At 62.9% G+C, this 15819-nt stretch carries 16 protein-coding genes and 1 pseudogene; 12 read left to right on the plus strand and 5 right to left on the minus strand.

All coding sequences use genetic code 11. From position 1 onward, the window contains the following. Nucleotides 1–7: 7 nt before the first annotated feature. Entirely contained in the window at nt 8–1867 is a 1860-nt protein-coding gene (locus tag ACLRGI_RS13220) for a glycoside hydrolase family 15 protein (protein WP_419202102.1), read from the plus strand. On the opposite strand, the gene ACLRGI_RS13225 is transcribed toward ACLRGI_RS13220, so the two are convergent. Together ACLRGI_RS13225 and ACLRGI_RS13230 are read right to left on the minus strand one after the other, a co-directional pair. Then, entirely contained in the window at nt 1836–2036 is a 201-nt protein-coding gene (locus tag ACLRGI_RS13225) for a hypothetical protein (protein ID WP_419202103.1), read from the minus strand. The two genes, ACLRGI_RS13220 and ACLRGI_RS13225, sit on opposite strands and share 32 nt — an antisense overlap. Before the next feature lie 115 nt (nt 2037–2151). Beyond that, the gene (locus ACLRGI_RS13230; RefSeq protein WP_419202104.1) at nt 2152–2988 is read right to left on the minus strand and encodes a DUF2382 domain-containing protein; all 837 of its coding nucleotides are present in this window, start codon (nt 2986–2988) and stop codon (nt 2152–2154) included. A 272-nt stretch (nt 2989–3260) separates the two neighbouring features. On the opposite strand from ACLRGI_RS13230, the gene ACLRGI_RS13235 reads away from it, so the two are divergent. The 7 genes from ACLRGI_RS13235 (at nt 3261) to ACLRGI_RS13265 (ending at nt 9864) form a co-directional block, all read left to right on the plus strand. Beyond that, the gene (locus ACLRGI_RS13235; protein ID WP_419202105.1) at nt 3261–3683 is read left to right on the plus strand and encodes a hypothetical protein; all 423 of its coding nucleotides are present in this window, start codon (nt 3261–3263) and stop codon (nt 3681–3683) included. Between the two features lie 243 nt (nt 3684–3926). Beyond that, complete coding sequence (locus tag ACLRGI_RS13240) at nt 3927–5279, plus strand: MFS transporter (RefSeq protein WP_419202106.1); 1353 nt, start codon at nt 3927–3929, stop codon at nt 5277–5279. Then, nucleotides 5279–6286, plus strand: a complete 1008-nt coding sequence (locus tag ACLRGI_RS13245) for a C-terminal binding protein (protein WP_419202107.1) — start codon at nt 5279–5281, stop codon at nt 6284–6286. Before ACLRGI_RS13240 ends, ACLRGI_RS13245 begins: the two co-directional genes overlap by 1 nt. Then, complete coding sequence (locus tag ACLRGI_RS13250; RefSeq protein ID WP_419202108.1) at nt 6283–7362, plus strand: zinc-dependent alcohol dehydrogenase; 1080 nt, start codon at nt 6283–6285, stop codon at nt 7360–7362. The genes ACLRGI_RS13245 and ACLRGI_RS13250 overlap by 4 nt, the downstream gene beginning before the upstream one ends. Next, nucleotides 7359–8162 carry an SDR family oxidoreductase gene (locus tag ACLRGI_RS13255; RefSeq protein ID WP_419202109.1) on the plus strand — a complete coding sequence of 268 codons (804 nt, stop codon included), beginning with the start codon at nt 7359–7361 and terminating at the stop codon, nt 8160–8162. Before ACLRGI_RS13250 ends, ACLRGI_RS13255 begins: the two co-directional genes overlap by 4 nt. Next, entirely contained in the window at nt 8159–8896 is a 738-nt protein-coding gene (locus tag ACLRGI_RS13260) for a bifunctional 4-hydroxy-2-oxoglutarate aldolase/2-dehydro-3-deoxy-phosphogluconate aldolase (protein ID WP_419202110.1), read from the plus strand. The genes ACLRGI_RS13255 and ACLRGI_RS13260 overlap by 4 nt, the downstream gene beginning before the upstream one ends. Beyond that, nucleotides 8893–9864, plus strand: coding sequence for a sugar kinase (locus ACLRGI_RS13265; RefSeq protein ID WP_419202111.1), 972 nt, complete (start codon nt 8893–8895; stop codon nt 9862–9864). Before ACLRGI_RS13260 ends, ACLRGI_RS13265 begins: the two co-directional genes overlap by 4 nt. Nucleotides 9865–9931: 67 nt before the next feature. Here the strand turns inward: ACLRGI_RS13265 and ACLRGI_RS13270 are convergent, their stop codons facing one another. Genes ACLRGI_RS13270 through ACLRGI_RS13280 form a run of 3 tightly spaced genes read right to left on the minus strand, consistent with a single transcriptional unit; the run spans nt 9932 to nt 12218 of the window. After that, nucleotides 9932–10702, minus strand: coding sequence for an IclR family transcriptional regulator (locus ACLRGI_RS13270; RefSeq protein ID WP_419202112.1), 771 nt, complete (start codon nt 10700–10702; stop codon nt 9932–9934). Between the two features lie 5 nt (nt 10703–10707). After that, on the minus strand, nt 10708–11235 hold the full coding sequence (locus ACLRGI_RS13275; RefSeq protein WP_419202113.1) for a helix-turn-helix domain-containing protein: 528 nt from the start codon (nt 11233–11235) through the stop codon (nt 10708–10710). Continuing rightward, nucleotides 11232–12218, minus strand: coding sequence for an ROK family protein (locus tag ACLRGI_RS13280; protein ID WP_419202114.1), 987 nt, complete (start codon nt 12216–12218; stop codon nt 11232–11234). The genes ACLRGI_RS13275 and ACLRGI_RS13280 overlap by 4 nt, the downstream gene beginning before the upstream one ends. A gap of 245 nt (nt 12219–12463) precedes the next feature. Here ACLRGI_RS13280 and ACLRGI_RS13285 point away from each other — a divergent pair, with 245 nt between their 5' ends. The 4 genes and pseudogenes from ACLRGI_RS13285 to ACLRGI_RS13300 all read left to right on the plus strand — a co-directional run. Further along, nucleotides 12464–13591 (plus strand): substrate-binding domain-containing protein, encoded by a 1128-nt coding sequence (locus ACLRGI_RS13285; RefSeq protein WP_419202115.1) that lies wholly within the window; start codon nt 12464–12466, stop codon nt 13589–13591. 121 nt (nt 13592–13712) lie between these two features. Beyond that, a complete protein-coding gene (locus ACLRGI_RS13290) occupies nt 13713–13922 on the plus strand; it encodes a hypothetical protein (RefSeq protein WP_419202116.1) in 210 nt (69 codons plus the stop codon). A gap of 173 nt (nt 13923–14095) precedes the next feature. Further along, nucleotides 14096–14719 carry a hypothetical protein gene (locus tag ACLRGI_RS13295; protein ID WP_419202117.1) on the plus strand — a complete coding sequence of 208 codons (624 nt, stop codon included), beginning with the start codon at nt 14096–14098 and terminating at the stop codon, nt 14717–14719. A 589-nt stretch (nt 14720–15308) separates the two neighbouring features. Beyond that, nucleotides 15309–15819 (plus strand): annotated as a pseudogene (locus tag ACLRGI_RS13300) (HNH endonuclease signature motif containing protein); the annotation flags it as partial.

Consider the following 15819-nt stretch of genomic DNA (forward strand, 5'->3'; position numbering starts at 1 on the left):
TGTGTTCATGGCCAGGATCGAGGACTATGCGATTATCGGTGACCTGAACACGGCTGCCCTGGTGGGGCGCAGCGGTTCGATCGACTGGATGTGCCTGCCGCGCTTCGACTCCCCCGCCTGCTTCGCCGCGCTGCTGCACACCCCCGACGCCGGCCGCTGGCTTCTGGCGCCGGCCGGCACTCCCGACGGCGGCAACTGCACCCGACGCCAATACCGCGAGGACACCCTCGTCCTGGAAACGGAGTGGGACGTGGACGGCGGTTCCGTTCGGGTCATCGACTTCATGCCGGTGCGCGACGACGCCGTGGATCTGGTGCGGATCGTGGAGGGCGTGTCCGGCGAGGTCACGATGCAGATGGAACTGGTCCTGCGCTTTGATTACGGCCGGGTGGTGCCGTGGGTCCGGCATAGCGAGCACGGCATCAGCGCGGTGGCCGGCCCCGACTCGGCCTACCTCACCACCCTTGCTCCCCTGGAAGGCCGGGACAAGCGAACCGTCAGCGAATTTACCGTTCGCGCGGGCGAGCGCGTTCCCTTCGTGCTGCGCTGGGCGCCAAGCCATGAACGCGCGCCACGCCGGATCAATCCGCTGCACGCCCTGGAGGCCACGGAATCGTTTTGGCTGGAATGGATCGCCCGCAGTGAGATGACCGGCAAGTACAAGGAACCGGTGGAGCGGTCCCTGATCACCCTCAAAGCCCTCACATATGCACCGACAGGCGGCATTGTGGCCGCCGCAACTACCTCCCTGCCCGAGCAAATAGGCGGGCCCCGGAATTGGGATTACCGGTATTGCTGGTTGCGTGACGCCACCTTGACCCTGCAATCATTGCTCGCCGCCGGCTACACGGAGGAAGCCGCCGCCTGGCGCGACTGGTTGCTGCGCGCTATCGCCGGCGACCCCTCGGAGCTTCAGATTGTTTACGGGCTCGACGGCGCCAGGAGACTTCCGGAGGCAGACATCCCTTGGTTGTCTGGTTATGAAGGTTCCCTGCCGGTCCGCACCGGAAACGCGGCCGCTCCGCAGCTGCAACTGGATGTGTGGGGCGAGGTTCTGGACGGACTTTCACTGACCAGGGCGGCTTCTCCTGACGGCGCAGTGGATAGCTCCTGGGATATCCAGGTGGCCTTGATGGAGTTCCTGGAAGGTGCCTGGGACCAGCCGGATAACGGCCTGTGGGAGATGCGCGGTCCGAGGCAGCATTTCACCCATTCCAAGGTGATGGCGTGGGTGGCTGCGGACCGAATGGTCAAAGCCGTCCGAACATCAGGCTTGCCGGGGCCTGCCGACAGGTGGGCCGCCCTCCGCAGCGAAATCCACAATGACGTCATGACCAACGGCTTTGACCAGCACCTCAACAGCTTTGTGCAGTCCTACGGCAGCAAGGAACTGGACGCGAGCCTGCTCCTGATTCCAAGGGTCGGCTTCCTGCCGCACCGGCATCCGCGGGTTACGGGGACTGTCGATGCCATCCAGAAAGGACTCACCGACGGCGGACTGGTCCTCCGGTACCGCACCCAGTCCGGGCATGACGGACTCCCTGGCGACGAAGGAGTGTTCCTGGCATGCTCATTCTGGCTGGTCGATGCCCTCTTGGGTATTGGCCGGGCTGATGAGGCAACGCAGCTTTTCGAGCGGCTGCTGAGCCTGCGGAATGATGTTGGCCTGCTCAGCGAGGAATGGGATCCGCGGACGCAGAGGCACTTGGGCAACACTCCCCAAGCCTTCAGCCATTTCCCGCTGATTCACAGCGCCTTGCAACTCCACCAAGGCGAAGCCCACAGCAGTGACACCCCGCTCCACAAGCCCAAGCATCCGGAGCGGGCCACCGGCTCTACGCTTCGGAATGATCCTCGCCTTCGGTAGCTGAGGGTTCGCCCTTGTGGCGGGCTTCTTCGAGGTGAAGATCAAGCTTGCGCTCGGCTTCGCGCCGACGCTGGCCAACGGTCCGCATCTGCTGTGTGGTGGGGTCTCCCCGGTCCTCGTACGCTGCACCCAAAGGCGCGGCGGGCTGCACGTTCTGTTGTTCGCCCATACTTCAATGGTCCCATTGCGAGTTCGCCAGCGATAGCTAAAACTGCGGCGTGTGAGGCCCGCTCTGCGTGCTTACCCGAGTTTTTGGGGCGCAGAGCGGGCCTCACAACCAGCGATTAACGGCGGGTTTCGTCCCTGCCGGTGCCTTCGGTTTCGATTCGTTCCTTACGGACTTCCTCGTCTACCCGGACGTCGTCGCGGACCGTGTCCTTTTCGAGGCGTACCCGCTCAACAGGAACGGTTTCCTTCTCCACGACGGGCCGTTCCTCGTGGAGGGTGACCTCGTGCTCGCTCTCGGTGAGATCAGGGCCGGACATGGCGTCACCGGCGTTGGCGTCCGTGATGGGCTCGCGCTCCAAGCGGACTTCCTCGCGCTCCACGGGCACCGTGGTGGTGACATTCTCCGTGGTGATGTACTTGCGCAGGCGCGCCCTGCCCGTGGCTTGCCTTTCGGTGCCCACGTTCAACTGTTCTTCCGAACGGGTCATCGCGTCGTCGCCGCGGTGGGTGTCAGTGTCCCGGCCGTAGCTGGCGTCCCTGTCCACGGTGTCCCTGGTGCCGGTGGTTCCTGCCGTTCCAACAGTGGTGCCGGTAGTGGTGCCGGCGTAATCACCGTGGCCACTGAAGCCATCCCTGCCCTCCAGTCCGTAGTGGTTGTACAGGCGGCTCTCCTCACCCGGATCCAGGTGCCCGTCTTCGGCAACACGTGGAGCGTCCTTGATGTGGTCCTTGCTGAAGGGAACCACCACGTCGTCACCTTCCACGGTGGCGTCCTGCAGCGGAATGAACGATTCCGAACTGCCGAAAAGACCGGTCTTGACGGTCACCCATGTGGGTTCACCCGTGTCATCGTCGGTGTAGAACGTGCCAATGGAGCCGACCTTGTCACCTTCGGTGGTGCGGACGTTTCCGTTGAGCCCCATCAAACGGTCAATGTTTTCCCTCGCGAGCATGATGTCTCCTTGGAATGCGGTTCTCTTACTGTGGATTGCCAAGCGGGCTGCATCACCAGGCACAATTTCCGTACGCCGGAACGGGGAGTGGATTCAACCCGCCGGCTTTAAGGAACACCAATACAATAAGCATGCTTAGTGTTTGCTTGGCAAGTCCCAGTTGGAGAATCAGTGGCGCTTGCCACACTGCCCCGCCAACCGTAGGCTCGAAGCGGAGAATTTAGTACTTGTGCCCAAAGGTATCCACTCTCTCTTACCCACCAGGGTCCATCATGTCTGCCCAGCCAGAACACTTTCCCCTTCCCGCCGCAGCGCCCATGCGAACCCCGCAATGCCACCTTTGCGGTAGCAGCCAGCACCTCTCAGTGGACACCATAGGCGCCCATCACGACCCCGCCTCCGGACTGGTGGAGGTGGGCTACAACTGCGAAAAATGCGGCTCCTTCCTTGCCCATGCAGCAACAGTTGCCGACGTTGCGGATGTCCTGCACGGGTCCACGAATCCGCCCGGCCTGCTCCAGTTCGGCAACCATCACCTCCACTGCGGAGTTCCCATGCACACGGGAGCCGGTAAGCAACACGTCCTCATGGTCGACGCCACCGGCCAGACCGTGGATCCGGAGCTGGAGGTCTACCTCAGCACCAGGGTCCTGCACTGCGACGAGTGTGGATTCCAGATGGAGATTCCGGACTAACGTCGGCCCGTTCGGCGGCACACTCCAGCAAAAGCTGACTTCAGCAAAACCACAACGAAAGAGCGCACGACGGCGGGCAACCGACGTCGTGCGCTTTTTTATGTCGTTTTCAGAAATCGCTTTCTTCGCGGAAAAACGTAGGCTACATTAGTCTCCAGCAGTTTTCGGGATGCCATCCCTATAATCGGAATCTGCTGAAATCACCATCCACGGCTAACCGCCACCATCCGCTTGGAGACCAGATTGACTGAGAACAGCGTTGTTCAGAATGCCGGTGGGCCAGACACCGCCACCCCGTCCGAGGTGCAGAACGTCCGCAGGGCCGCCTGGGCCGGACTCATTGGAACTGCCTTGGAGCAGTACGACTTCGTGATCTACGGAACCGCCTCCGCGATCATCTTCAACACGATCTTCTTCCCCAATGTCGATCCCGCGATCGGCATCCTTGCTGCTTTCGGCGCCTATGCCGTTGGCTTCGGCGCCAGGCCCCTCGGCGGACTGTTCTTCTCCAAGTACGGGGACCGCCTGGGCCGGAAATGGGTGCTGGTGGCCACACTGTTCCTCATGGGAATCGCCACGTTCGCCATCGGTCTCCTGCCCACCTACGAGCAAGCCGGGCTCTGGGCTCCGGCGCTCCTGGTGGCTTGCCGCTTCCTGCAGGGGTTCGGCGCCGGAGCTGAACAGGCCGGAGGCGTGGTCCTGATCGCGGAAACCGCGCCCAAGGGCCAGCGTGGCAAATACGCCTCCTTGGTCTTCGTCGGGGCAGCGGCCGGTACGGCACTTGGAGCCGTCGTCTGGATCCTGGTCCAAATGATGCCCAAGGAAGCACTGGAATCGTACGGGTGGCGCCTGGTCTTCTTCTCGTCAATCTTCGTGACGATCGCCGCCTACGTCATACGCCGCAAGCTCAAGGAGTCCCCCGTTTTCCAGGAACTCAAGGAAGAAGGGGCCATCGGCAAACGGGACACGCCTGTGGCGGACGTCGTCAAGAACGGCCGTAAGAACCTCTTCCGCGTGTTCTTCATGAACGTCGGCGCCAACGCCCATTCCTACCTGTTCCAGGTGTTCCTTGGTTCCTACCTCATCAGCCAACTCAAGATTGATGCCACGTTCATCCCCAAGGTACTGCTGGTGGGCGCCTTGTTCGCCTGCGTGTCCGCCTACGTGTTCGGCAACCTCTCGGACAGGTTCGGCCGCCGATCCATGTACCTGGTGGTCACCACCTTCTTGTTCATCTTCCCCATCCCGGCCTTCCTGCTGATCAACACCGGCAACCTGTTCTTGATATCGCTGGTGATTGTCCTGGGCTTCATTTTTGCCGCCCAGGGATCCGTAGGTGTCCAGGCCGCGTACTTCCCTGAGCTCTTCGGCGCACGCTACCGCTACGCCGGTGTGGCACTCGGCCGCGAGTTCTCCTCCGTTTTCGGCGGCGGCGTTGCCCCACTGATCTGCTCCGCGTTGGTCACCGCCTTCAGCGGATCCTGGATCCCGGTTGCCATCTACATGATGGCCATCATGGGCATCAGCCTGTTCACCACCATCAAATCTCCGGAGACGGTCGATCGCGACCTTCTCCTTGAAGAGGACGCCAAGTAATGCAAACCCCAGGCACCACCATCAATTCGACAAGAATAGTCATCACTGATTGCGACCACGACTCCATCGACATCGAGCGGGCTGTCGCCCTGGCCGCCGGCGTCGAGCTGGTGCTGGCCCAATGCCGGACGGAGGAGGAGGTCATCGCTGCCGCCGCCGACGCGGACGCGATCGTCGTCCAGTACGCGCCCATCACCGCCAAGGTTTTGGACGCGCTGCCGGGCTTGAAAGCGATTGGCCGCTACGGCGTCGGGGTTGACACGCTCGACGTCGAAGCCGCCACCACGCGCGGCGTCGCCGTCTGCAACGTCCCGGACTACGGCACCGAAGACGTCAGTGATCATGCCATTGCCTTGGCCGTCAGCCTGGCCCGCGGGATCACGCAGCTGGACCGCGGCGTGCGTCGCGGTGACTATTCGCTGGGGCCGGTGCAACCATTGCACCGGATCAGCGGCCGGGTGTTCGGGGTGGTTGGACTGGGTTTGATCGGGGCGGCCACGGGCCGGAAGGCCAAAGGACTTGGTTACCAGGTTGTTGGTTCCGATCCCCTGCTGGCACCCGGATCTGTCACGGAGGACGGGATCACCGTGGTCACTTTCGAGGACCTTATTGCCCGTGCGGACGTTATCTCGCTGCATGTCCCCCTCAACCAGCACACTCATCATCTGATCAACGGTGGCGTCCTGGACAAGGTGAAGCCCGGGGCTGTGCTGGTCAACACCTGCCGCGGAGGGGTTGTGGACACGGATGCTGTGGCAGCGGCCCTGAAGGACGGGCGCCTGCAGGCGGCCGGCCTGGACGTCTTCGAGGTGGAACCACTGCCCAGGACCAGCCCCTTGCTGGAACTTGAGAACGCGGTTCTCACACCGCATGCCGCCTGGTACAGCGAGGAGTCGTACGCCGAGCTCAAGCGCCGCACGGTGGAGAACGTGGTGGAGGTCTGCGCCGGCCGCACGCCGCGCAACATCCTCAACGGCGAAGTGCTGATGGGAAGCGTGGCCCGATGAGCACCGAAACCATCACAGGAACAGCAGTCAAGACCATGCGCGCAGCGGTGTGGACGGGTCCGGACACCATTGAGTACCGAACTGTGCCCCTTCCCGAGGTTCCGGAGGGCTGGGCCTTGGTGAGATCGGAACTCACGGGGATTTGCGGCACGGACTTCTCCATCCTCCACGGAAGCCACCCCCGCGCAGAAGCGCCCGTGGTGATGGGCCATGAAATCACCGGCGTCGTGGAAATTGGTGCCCCGGGAGGGCCGGAAGCGGGCACCCGGGTGACGGTGGAACCCTTGATTCACTGCGGGAAGTGCCATCCATGCCGGGAGGGGAACACGCATGTGTGCCGCAACCTGAAGCTGTACGGGATCGACGTCGCCGGGTCCCTTGCCGAGTACGTGGCTTTGCCCGCGGAAACCCTGATCCCGATCAGCTCAGCTGTTCCGCTGCAGGAAGCCGCACTGGCCGAGCCGTTGGCCGTGGCTGTTCACGCTGTGTCCCGGTCCGGTCTGCGTGGCGGTGAGCGGGTGGTGGTTTTCGGTGCCGGTCCCATCGGCATCCTCACGGCCCTTGTTGCCCGTCACGAAGGGGCCGGCAGTGTGCTGATTTCCGAGCCTTCCGAAGAGCGCCGTTTGGTGGCAGAGCAGCTCGGCTTCGAGACTGTTGCCTCCGGTACCAGCCCGGTGGATGCAGTCCTTGAGGCAACCGGCGGCGACGGCGCGGACATCGTCTTTGATTCGGCTGCGCACCCCTCGGTGGCGGCTCTGTTGCCGAAGGCTGTTCGCGTACTGGGCACCATCGTCCTGGTGGGCGTCTACAAGAAACCGGTCGAGGTGGATCTGCAGGCCCTGACCTTCGCAGAAAACACCGTGGTGGGCGTCCGCGTCTACACGCGGGCCGACGTCGAACGGGCCGTCAAGCTCATCGAAGGCGGCGACCTTGGGCTGGGACGCGTCCCCGTGGAGGTCTTTCCCTTGGAAGAAACCCCGGCCGCGTTCACCAAAGCCATGACCGCCGGCGCGGTCCTCAAAGTATTCGTGGGCCCGGCTGCTGCGGAACCGATCCCCGGCAAGGAAGAAGCATGAAAGACACCGGTATGACTGACATTGGCAGGACTGACCCAGCGGCGCTGCGGACGCCTTTCGACCTGACGGGCTCGACGGCGGCCGTCACCGGAGCTTCCCGGGGCATCGGCCTGGGTATCGCGCTTGGATTGGTCCGGGCGGGTGCGAATATTGTTGCGCTGCAACGCGGTCCGCTTGCTCCGGAACTGGCCCAAGCTGCGGCGGAGGCGGGCGTGAGCGCCGAAGCCATTGCCATCGATCTCTCCAGCCAAGACTCCGTTGGCCACGCCATTGAAACGACGCTGGCGAAGCACCGGATCGATATCCTGGTCAACAACGCCGGCACGCAGATCCGCCATGACTCCGTGGAGTTCCCGTTGGAAGACTTCGACGCAGTGATGAACATCAACACCCGGGCAGTGTTCCAGCTCTGCCAGGGCTTCGGTAAGGCCATGGTGGAGCGCGGACACGGCAAAATCATCAACCTGGCTTCGCTGCTGACGTTCCAAGGTGGTCTGCGGGTGCCGGCCTACGCTGCGTCCAAGGGAGCGGTGGCCCAACTGACCAAGGCACTGTGCAATGAATGGGCACCGAAGGGCGTGAACGTCAACGCTGTCGCCCCCGGCTACATCGCTACCGACATGAACCAGGCCTTGCTGGCCGACTCCGTGCGCAATGAACAGATCTCCAGCCGTATCCCCGCCGCCCGATGGGGTTCAGGGAACGACCTCGCAGGCGCAGTGGTGTTCCTGGCCTCCCCGGCCGCGGACTACGTCCACGGCGTTGTCCTTCCGGTCGACGGCGGGTGGCTGGCCCGATGAATAATGTGCAGTCACTGGGCAACCCTCAGTCACCTGGCAACCCTCAGTCACCTGGCAACCCTCAGTCACCTGGCAACCCTCAACGGCCAGCGCCGTCCGCGATCCTGACAGCCAACCCCGTGGTGGCCGTCATGCGGGCACATCACGCCCGCGAGTACGCCCCCGTGATCGAAGCACTGGTACGCGGCAGCGTCCGATCGATCGAGCTGACCCTCAGCACCCAAGGCGTTTTCGAGGAACTCCCCCTTCTGAGGGAACGCTTCGGCACGGACGCCGAAATCGGCGTCGGCACCATCACCACCGTGGATCAAGCCAGGCAAGCCCTCGACGGCGGAGCGGACTACCTGGTCACCCCGGCGATGGTCACCGCGGTGGTGAGTGCCGCCGTCGAGCGTGGCATCCCGGTGTTCCCGGGCGGACTCACGCCTACCGAGCTGCTGGCCGGCTGGGACGCCGGCGCCACGGCGGTGAAGCTGTTCCCCGCCTCGACAGTAGGGCCTGGGTACATCGGCCAGCTCCGCGGACCCTTCCCCGAGATGCGGATGGTTCCCTCAGGAGGGATCGGGATTGACGACGCACCCGCCTGGATCGCAGCCGGCGCCCTGGCTGTCAGCCTTGGCGGGCCCTTGCTGCGTGACGCGTTCTCCGGCGGAAACCTGAACGAACTGACCGCAAGGGCAGAAAAACTCAGCCGGCTCGTAAGCGACGCCGTGGAAGCGAGGGAGGCCAAATGACCGCTCACACGGAGACGGGGACGTACAGCGATGTAGTCACCATGGGTGAAACCATGGCACTGATGAAGGCTGCCACACCCGGTCCGCTGGCCCATGCCGGTTCCCTGGGACTGGGCATGGGCGGGGCCGAAACCAACTTCGCCATCGCCTTGAAGCGCCTCGGCACCAGCGTGACCTGGCTCGGGCGGGTGGGGCAGGATAGCCTCGGCGACCTTGTACTCCGTGAGGTAGCGGCCGAGGGCATCACCACCCTGGGCATCCGCGACGCCGGCGCACCCACAGGCCTGATGATCAAGGAACGCCGCACCCTGGAACACCTGAAGGTCTGGTACTACCGCTCCGCGAGCGCGGGTTCACGCCTGGCTCCGGAAGACGTCCCGGTGGATGCCATCCGGAACGCGAAGCTCCTGCACCTGACCGGAATCACGCCCGGGCTCTCCGAATCAGCGTGTGAAGCTGCCCTGTACGCAGTGTCCGTGGCACGTGAAGCGGGAGTGACTGTCTCGTTCGACCTGAACTACCGCGCCGCCCTCTGGACAGAAGACGAGGCCGGCCCGGTCTTCCGCAAGTTCATTGAACTGGCAGACATCGTTTTCGCCGGCGATGACGAAGCCGGAATCGCGGTGGGCCACGGGGCGGATTCCTTCGAACTCGCACGCAGGATCGCAGCCTTGGGCCCTCGGCAGGTAGTCATCAAAAACGGGCCGCACGGCTGCGTGGCTGTCATCGACGGCACCGAATATCGCCAGGAAGCAGTACGCATCAACGCCGTGGACACTGTGGGCGCCGGAGATGCTTTCGTGGCCGGCTACATTTCAGACTTCCTCGCCGGGGCCTCCATAAAGGAACGGCTCCACACGGCCGTACGAACAGGCGCTTTCGCCTGCCTGGTCCCCGGCGACTGGGAAGGCATGCCACGACGCCACGAGCTGGGATTACTGGACTCTTCGGAGCCCGTGGCCCGCTAGCTGCGTTCGGACTTAGGGGTGCCGGATCTGAGGGGGCCGGATCTGAGGGGGCCGGATCGAGACCTGCCTAGATCCACGCTCTTTCAAATCCGGGCGGCAGGCAGCTGGTGAGTTCCGGTTGGAACTTTTGCAGCAGGGCAACCAGGGATTGGGTGCGCTCGGGAGTCATGTGGACGCTGGGAGCTGAAACTGACACGGCGGCCGCCATGGCTCCGCTCAAATCAGGTATCCCGATGGCAAGGCATGTGATCCCGAGTTCGTTCTCCTGATCGTCCATGGCATAACCGTTGTGCTTGGCCTCGTGCAGCGCGGCAAGGAAGTCTTCGGCTGTCTTAATGGAGAGCGGCGTTGGGGTGATGGTGTGGTTGAAGGCCTTGATCGCCTCGGAGTCGTCCTTCTCTGCCAGCAGCACTTTGCCCAGCGCCGTGGTTTGAGCCTTCCGGCGAACGCCCGGGTAGGAGGTCATCTCGAACCCTCGGTGACCGCGGGCCTTGGCCAGGTAGATCACTTCATCGCCGGACAATATCCCCAAGTGCGTCGCGTCTTGGGTTATACGGGCAATGTCGGACAGGATCTGCTGTACGGCCCCGGGCAAATCGATGCTGGTTTGCGCCTGGGTACCCAGCTCAAGGAGTTTGACGCCCAGATGGTAGCTGCGGTCCTCCGACTGGCTCAGGTACTTGGCTCCCACCAGGGAGGTCAGCATTCTGTGGGTGGCCGACCGGCTGAGTCCTGCGGCCTTGGTGATGTCCTCAAGCCGATGGTTGCCGGCCGCTACGTGGTCAATGAGGCTGAGTCCGCGTTCAAGTGTCCGGGCTCCGGCGGTGGTGGCTTCCATACCCCTCATTCTCCCACGAAACAGGCACGCGTCCCTATATATGGAAAGCTTCGCCGCTGGTCACTCAGCCCGCACTCAACCGAGCAAATGCACGACGGCGAGCCTCCGCCGTCGTGCATGTCCCCCCCCCCCCCTTGTGCGGGCGTTAGGCGGAAGCCGGCTTCTTGAGGAACAGTGCCACCGCTGCGGCAGCCGCAATGCAGTTCAGCTGGATTTTGAACGGCTGTAAAGCGGGATGGAGCTTCGGAACTGAGCACCACCACGTTGACCCCTGCCGAGCGGAGTGTCCTGATCTTATTGACCAGCGGGACACTGTCACCCAAAAGAATGTCCAGCACCACAACATCCGACAGGTCGTCCAGATCCACCACCGCCTCGGCCCAACAACCGTAGCGGCCCACAACCACAATGTCCGGCGCTTTCGTGGCCAACCAGGCCGCAAGGCATTCAAGGAGGACTGTGTGATCTTCGATGATGTCCACATGGATTCTCGGTGCGGCCACTGCATATCGGTGATAGGAGACGGCGTTCATTCGTCCTCGTTCCACGAATGATACTCATCACTCGTGCGCGTGAACGCAGGATCGTGTGAGGCTGAGGCCAGATCCCACGCGGAGGCAATCCCCACATGTCCGGCCGCTTGGAAGGCGAGGATTGCGGTGCCGATCTGGGCGGCTCCGTGTCCCAGCCGGGAGGCGCGGATGGCTGGTACGGTACGCCACGCAAGGAGGTCGGCCAACCGTGATCCAACGGCCTCCTTGAAGCTAGGCACGGGCTGGGGAAGGTTGCCGTCCAGGATTATTGCCGCGGGATCAACCAGCAAGGTAAGCGCCGCCAGTCCCAACGACAAGGCACGCAGGCCTTCGTTCCAGAGCAGCCCACAAAGAGGATCGTCGTTCTGCTGACGCGCGATGTCGGCCCCGGCAATGGTGAGGGGGCCGCCGAACGCCCGATACCGTCGCACGAGTCCCTCGCTTGAAAAGTAGACCTCAAGGCAGCCTTGCTGCCCGCAGTGGCACCACTCGCCGTCGGGCATCACCGGTAAGTGCCCCAATTCGCCTGCACTATCAGTACATCCTGCAAGCAAAGAGCCGCCTGAGACGATCGCAGCCCGCACTCTGGCGCCGACGGTGACAAACACCGTGTTTCCCTGCTCCTTCGGTGGCCCGGCAAACGATTCGGCCAGGCCCCTGGCGGCGACGCTGGTGCTGACGACCACCGGCACTCCCAATTCGTTGCCGAGAATGTTGGCCAGCGGCGTGTGAGCCCCGGTGCTGGTGATGCCGATAGCGATCGGCTCCATGCCGTTCGCCCGCGCATCAACGGCAAGTTCCCTAAGAAGAGCGCGGGATCGATCCGTGACGCCGTCGCCGGGCGGGCCCGAAGGCCGCAATCGGCGCAACCGCGCCACCCCATCCAGGCCGAAGATCGCGCCCCTTAGTGCGAGGTTTCCGATCTCAACGGCCAGGACCACCGGCTTCCGTTCCGGACGAGCGAAAAAGCCGCTTCCCATCATGGCCTTGCCATCTCCTCAAAGGGCGGCGGATCGATGGTCGAACCGCGAATCCTTCACATGCTGGAATGGGTGCGGGAGAAGGTCAAGTTCATATGATCAATCCAATCAAGACGATCATAAAAAGGGCTAAAAGCTGTTTTATGGTCGGGGAGTCAGGGCTTTCAAATCAAGTAATATCCGCCGGGAAAAGTGCCGCCGGACCCTATGATCGCTTTGATCAAATTAATCGTTCGAAGCGAGGTTTCGTGGGTCGCAGCGTCGAAGAACGGCGTCAGAATATTCTGGCAATCGTGGAGCGGGAAGGAGCCCAGCTGGTCAATGACCTGGCGATACGGCTCAACATCTCAGCAGTGACCATCCGGCGCGACCTGGAGGAACTGTCCGGGCAGGGACTTGTGTACCGCAGACACGGCTCCGTGGCGCCGGCCAGGTCCGCCGGCGCGCTTGCTGACGGGCCTGTTGGGAACGACGGCCCCTTCACCATCGGCATGGTTGTGCCGCACAGCAACTACTACTTCGACGGCGTCATCCATGGTGCCAAGGTGGCCGCCGGGGTGGCCCGCGCACAACTGGTCCTGGGGGTTTCGGACTACGACAAGTCGACGGAAATGCATCAGGTTGCGCGCCTGACGGCCAAGGGCGTGGACGGCATAGTCATCGCGCCCACACCGGACTTCGCTACCGGAGAGCTGGACGCTGAACAGCAGAAATGGCTCGTCTCCCTGCCCGTTCCGGTGGTGCTGGTGGAACGGACTGTCTCATGGACCGGTGCCGCCTCCGTACTGGATTCCGTCTGTTCATCGCATGCAGCAGGAGCCGCCCTGGCAGTCCGTCATTTGGCCGAACTTGGGCACGGGAAGATCGCTTGCGTTGTTATCTCCGGGCCCAACTCGAACCGCGTCGTAGACGGTTACCTTGGAGCCGTAGAGGCAACGGGCCTGACGTCGGCGGGCATCATCAGCGAAGGAACGCCCGGCTCGGACGACGCAGCCGAAGAACTGATCAACGTGGTCAAGAACGGGGCCACGGCGGTGTTCGTCCACAACGATCAATTGGCCGTGAAATGCATGATGTGGCTCGAGGACGCCGGCTTTAACATCCCCGCCGATGTTTCCCTGGCCGGTTATGACGACGTCATCGCCGGCCTGGCCCACGTTCAGCTCACGGCGGTGGCTCCATGGAAGTGCGAGGTCGGGCATCGTGCCGTCCAGCGGCTGCTGGGCCGCCTCATGAGAGGTTCCCGCGGGGGCGGTTTTGCCCGGCTGGCCAGCGAGGCCGCAGCTACCGAGCACATTGAGCTTCTCCCCCGACTCCACATACGACAGTCGACGGCGGCGCCCCGGAATTCCGCTTCACCGGACTCCCGGGCCTGATGATCCCTAAGGCAGCATGCGAGGACATAGGGCGACTGTTCAAACCTGTGCATCTCAACGCAACGTGTCGCATGCTCCTTTATGGTCCAGACATGGACATCTCAGACAGGAGCCGCAGCACGTGAACGACCCCCGGCAGCGCGCACGAACCCTCATAGCCCAACGTGCCATCACGCTGCTGGACCTGTGGGTGCGGTATTGGGCCAACGGCGGGAGCGCCAAGCTGTTTGAGTTGGACGCCTACATCAACTGCATCCAGGAACCGGATCCCTTCGAACTCATGGTTCTTGAATGGGCTTTGGAAGACATGGTCGGGGATCAGCGCTTTTGAGCGGCCACCAAGGTCTTGTCCAAATCCACGAGCATCAGCATGTGCCCACACTACTCACCACCCAAGCTGCTGCCGGTTGCCTGACATGAATTTAGTAAGCATGCTTGCTTTCTTGCCGAAGGTGGTGTTTTGCTTGAAGAACCAACGTTCAGGCACCCGGATTAGGAGCTGACATGGTCTATGAAGACAGCGCGGGCTCAAGCACTCCCAATGCCCGCCGGAATGACGTCGTCAATGCGGAAAAGGAACGCTTTGGGGGCATCAAATGGGGCTCGGCATTCTTTGGCTGGTTAACGGCCATCGGGATGACCGTCCTGCTCAGCGCCTTGGCGACTGCCATCGGCGTCGGCGTGGGGGCGGCGAATCCATCCGGCGCTGAACAAGCAGCCGATCAGGCCCAGCAAAACGCGGAAACTTTGGGAATTGTCAGCGGAGTCGTGCTGGCAGTCGTCTTGTTCCTGGCATATTACTGCGGAGGATACGTCGCTGGCCGTATGGCCCGTTTCGATGGAGTGAAGCAGGGGCTGGCCGTGTGGCTCTGGGGCATCATCATCGCCATCATCGTGGCAGTCCTCGCGGCGGTGGCAGGGAGCCAGTTCAACATTCTCGGCAACCTGAACGGCGCCCCGCAGATTCCCGTCGACGGAAGCCTGATGACCGCGAGCGGCATCATTGGCCTCGTGATCGCCCTGATTGTTCCCCTTATCGGCGCCATCGTCGGTGGCAAGGCCGGCATGCGCTTTCATCGAAAGGTCGATCAAGCGGGCATTGACCACCAAACGGGACTCGTAGCTTAGACCTCACCCGAAAAGAGAGGTTCGATTAAGGCGACAAGCGTACGACGGCGACTCCCGCCGTCGTACGCTTCCGGGACTCAAGGCCTTCTGAAACCGGGCTTCGAGCCGTGAATTCAACGACGCCCACGGAGTGACCACGGGTTCAGCAATTAGAGTGCCCCCCGGCCTCGACCAAGTCTCTGGTGGTCGCCGCGGAGTCGTCCACTTCGAAAGCAATCCGGACTTTGGCACTGGGCTGGCCGTCGGCTTCAATCTGGTCGATCAGCCGCACCTGCGCGGGGTTGGCAATCTCGAGGGTAGCCCGGCCGGCTTCCGGAATGGTGACACGGGCGTCGCCATCTCCTCGAAGGCAGCTTGCTCAGGCAACCCCAGTGCGTCACGGAAAAACGACAATGCAGCGTCGTAATCCTCAGCCTCCACGACCACGCGCAACTGCCGTACCGGTGATTTTGGTCTGGGGTCAATAGTCATGTTTTCACGGTAGATCCCTACACCTCTCCTTCCCTCAACAACGCGAGCACCAGGCTGGTTTTCCACATAGCGCCGATGAGGGCTGATAGCTGCTAAGCGACCGTGACAGGGTTGAGTTATGGAAGGCATAGGGCAGGTATTGGCGCGGCGGGGAGCTTCACCCGGCCCCAGTGAGCTGCCCCGGAGTGTCCCGACCTTCCCACTCGACAAGCCTTCCGAGGCTGCTGCGCCCAAATGCCCGACGTCGGCAGGCACCACCGCGGACGCCTTCCGGAGTGCTGGGCTGCTTGGGCTCGAGTCGTTGGCCGCGCCCAGGGGATCAGGGCCCGAGAAACCCGCGCCCGAAGAAGCCTCCGAGACGTCCTCCACGCCCGGGGAATCCGTGACCAAAGGGGCGCCCGCGGCGTTTTCCACGGGCTCACTGTCGTCGAGCGCACCGGCTATGGAAGCGGCCCTTCTGAAGGGTGCTGCCGCAGTGGACTCATTGCGATCCATGGCGGCCCACGAGGCTGGGTTGTTTGGCTTTGTTGAGGCTGCTGATTTTGCCGGCAAGGTTGAGGAGATTTCCCGGTCGTTGGAGTACCTGCAGCTTGTCGCGGCGCAGGCTGTGGAACGAACCCGGAAGGAAG

The organism is Paenarthrobacter sp. PPS72 (assembly GCF_048537125.1).
GTDB classification, from domain to species: domain Bacteria; phylum Actinomycetota; class Actinomycetes; order Actinomycetales; family Micrococcaceae; genus Arthrobacter; species Arthrobacter nitroguajacolicus_E.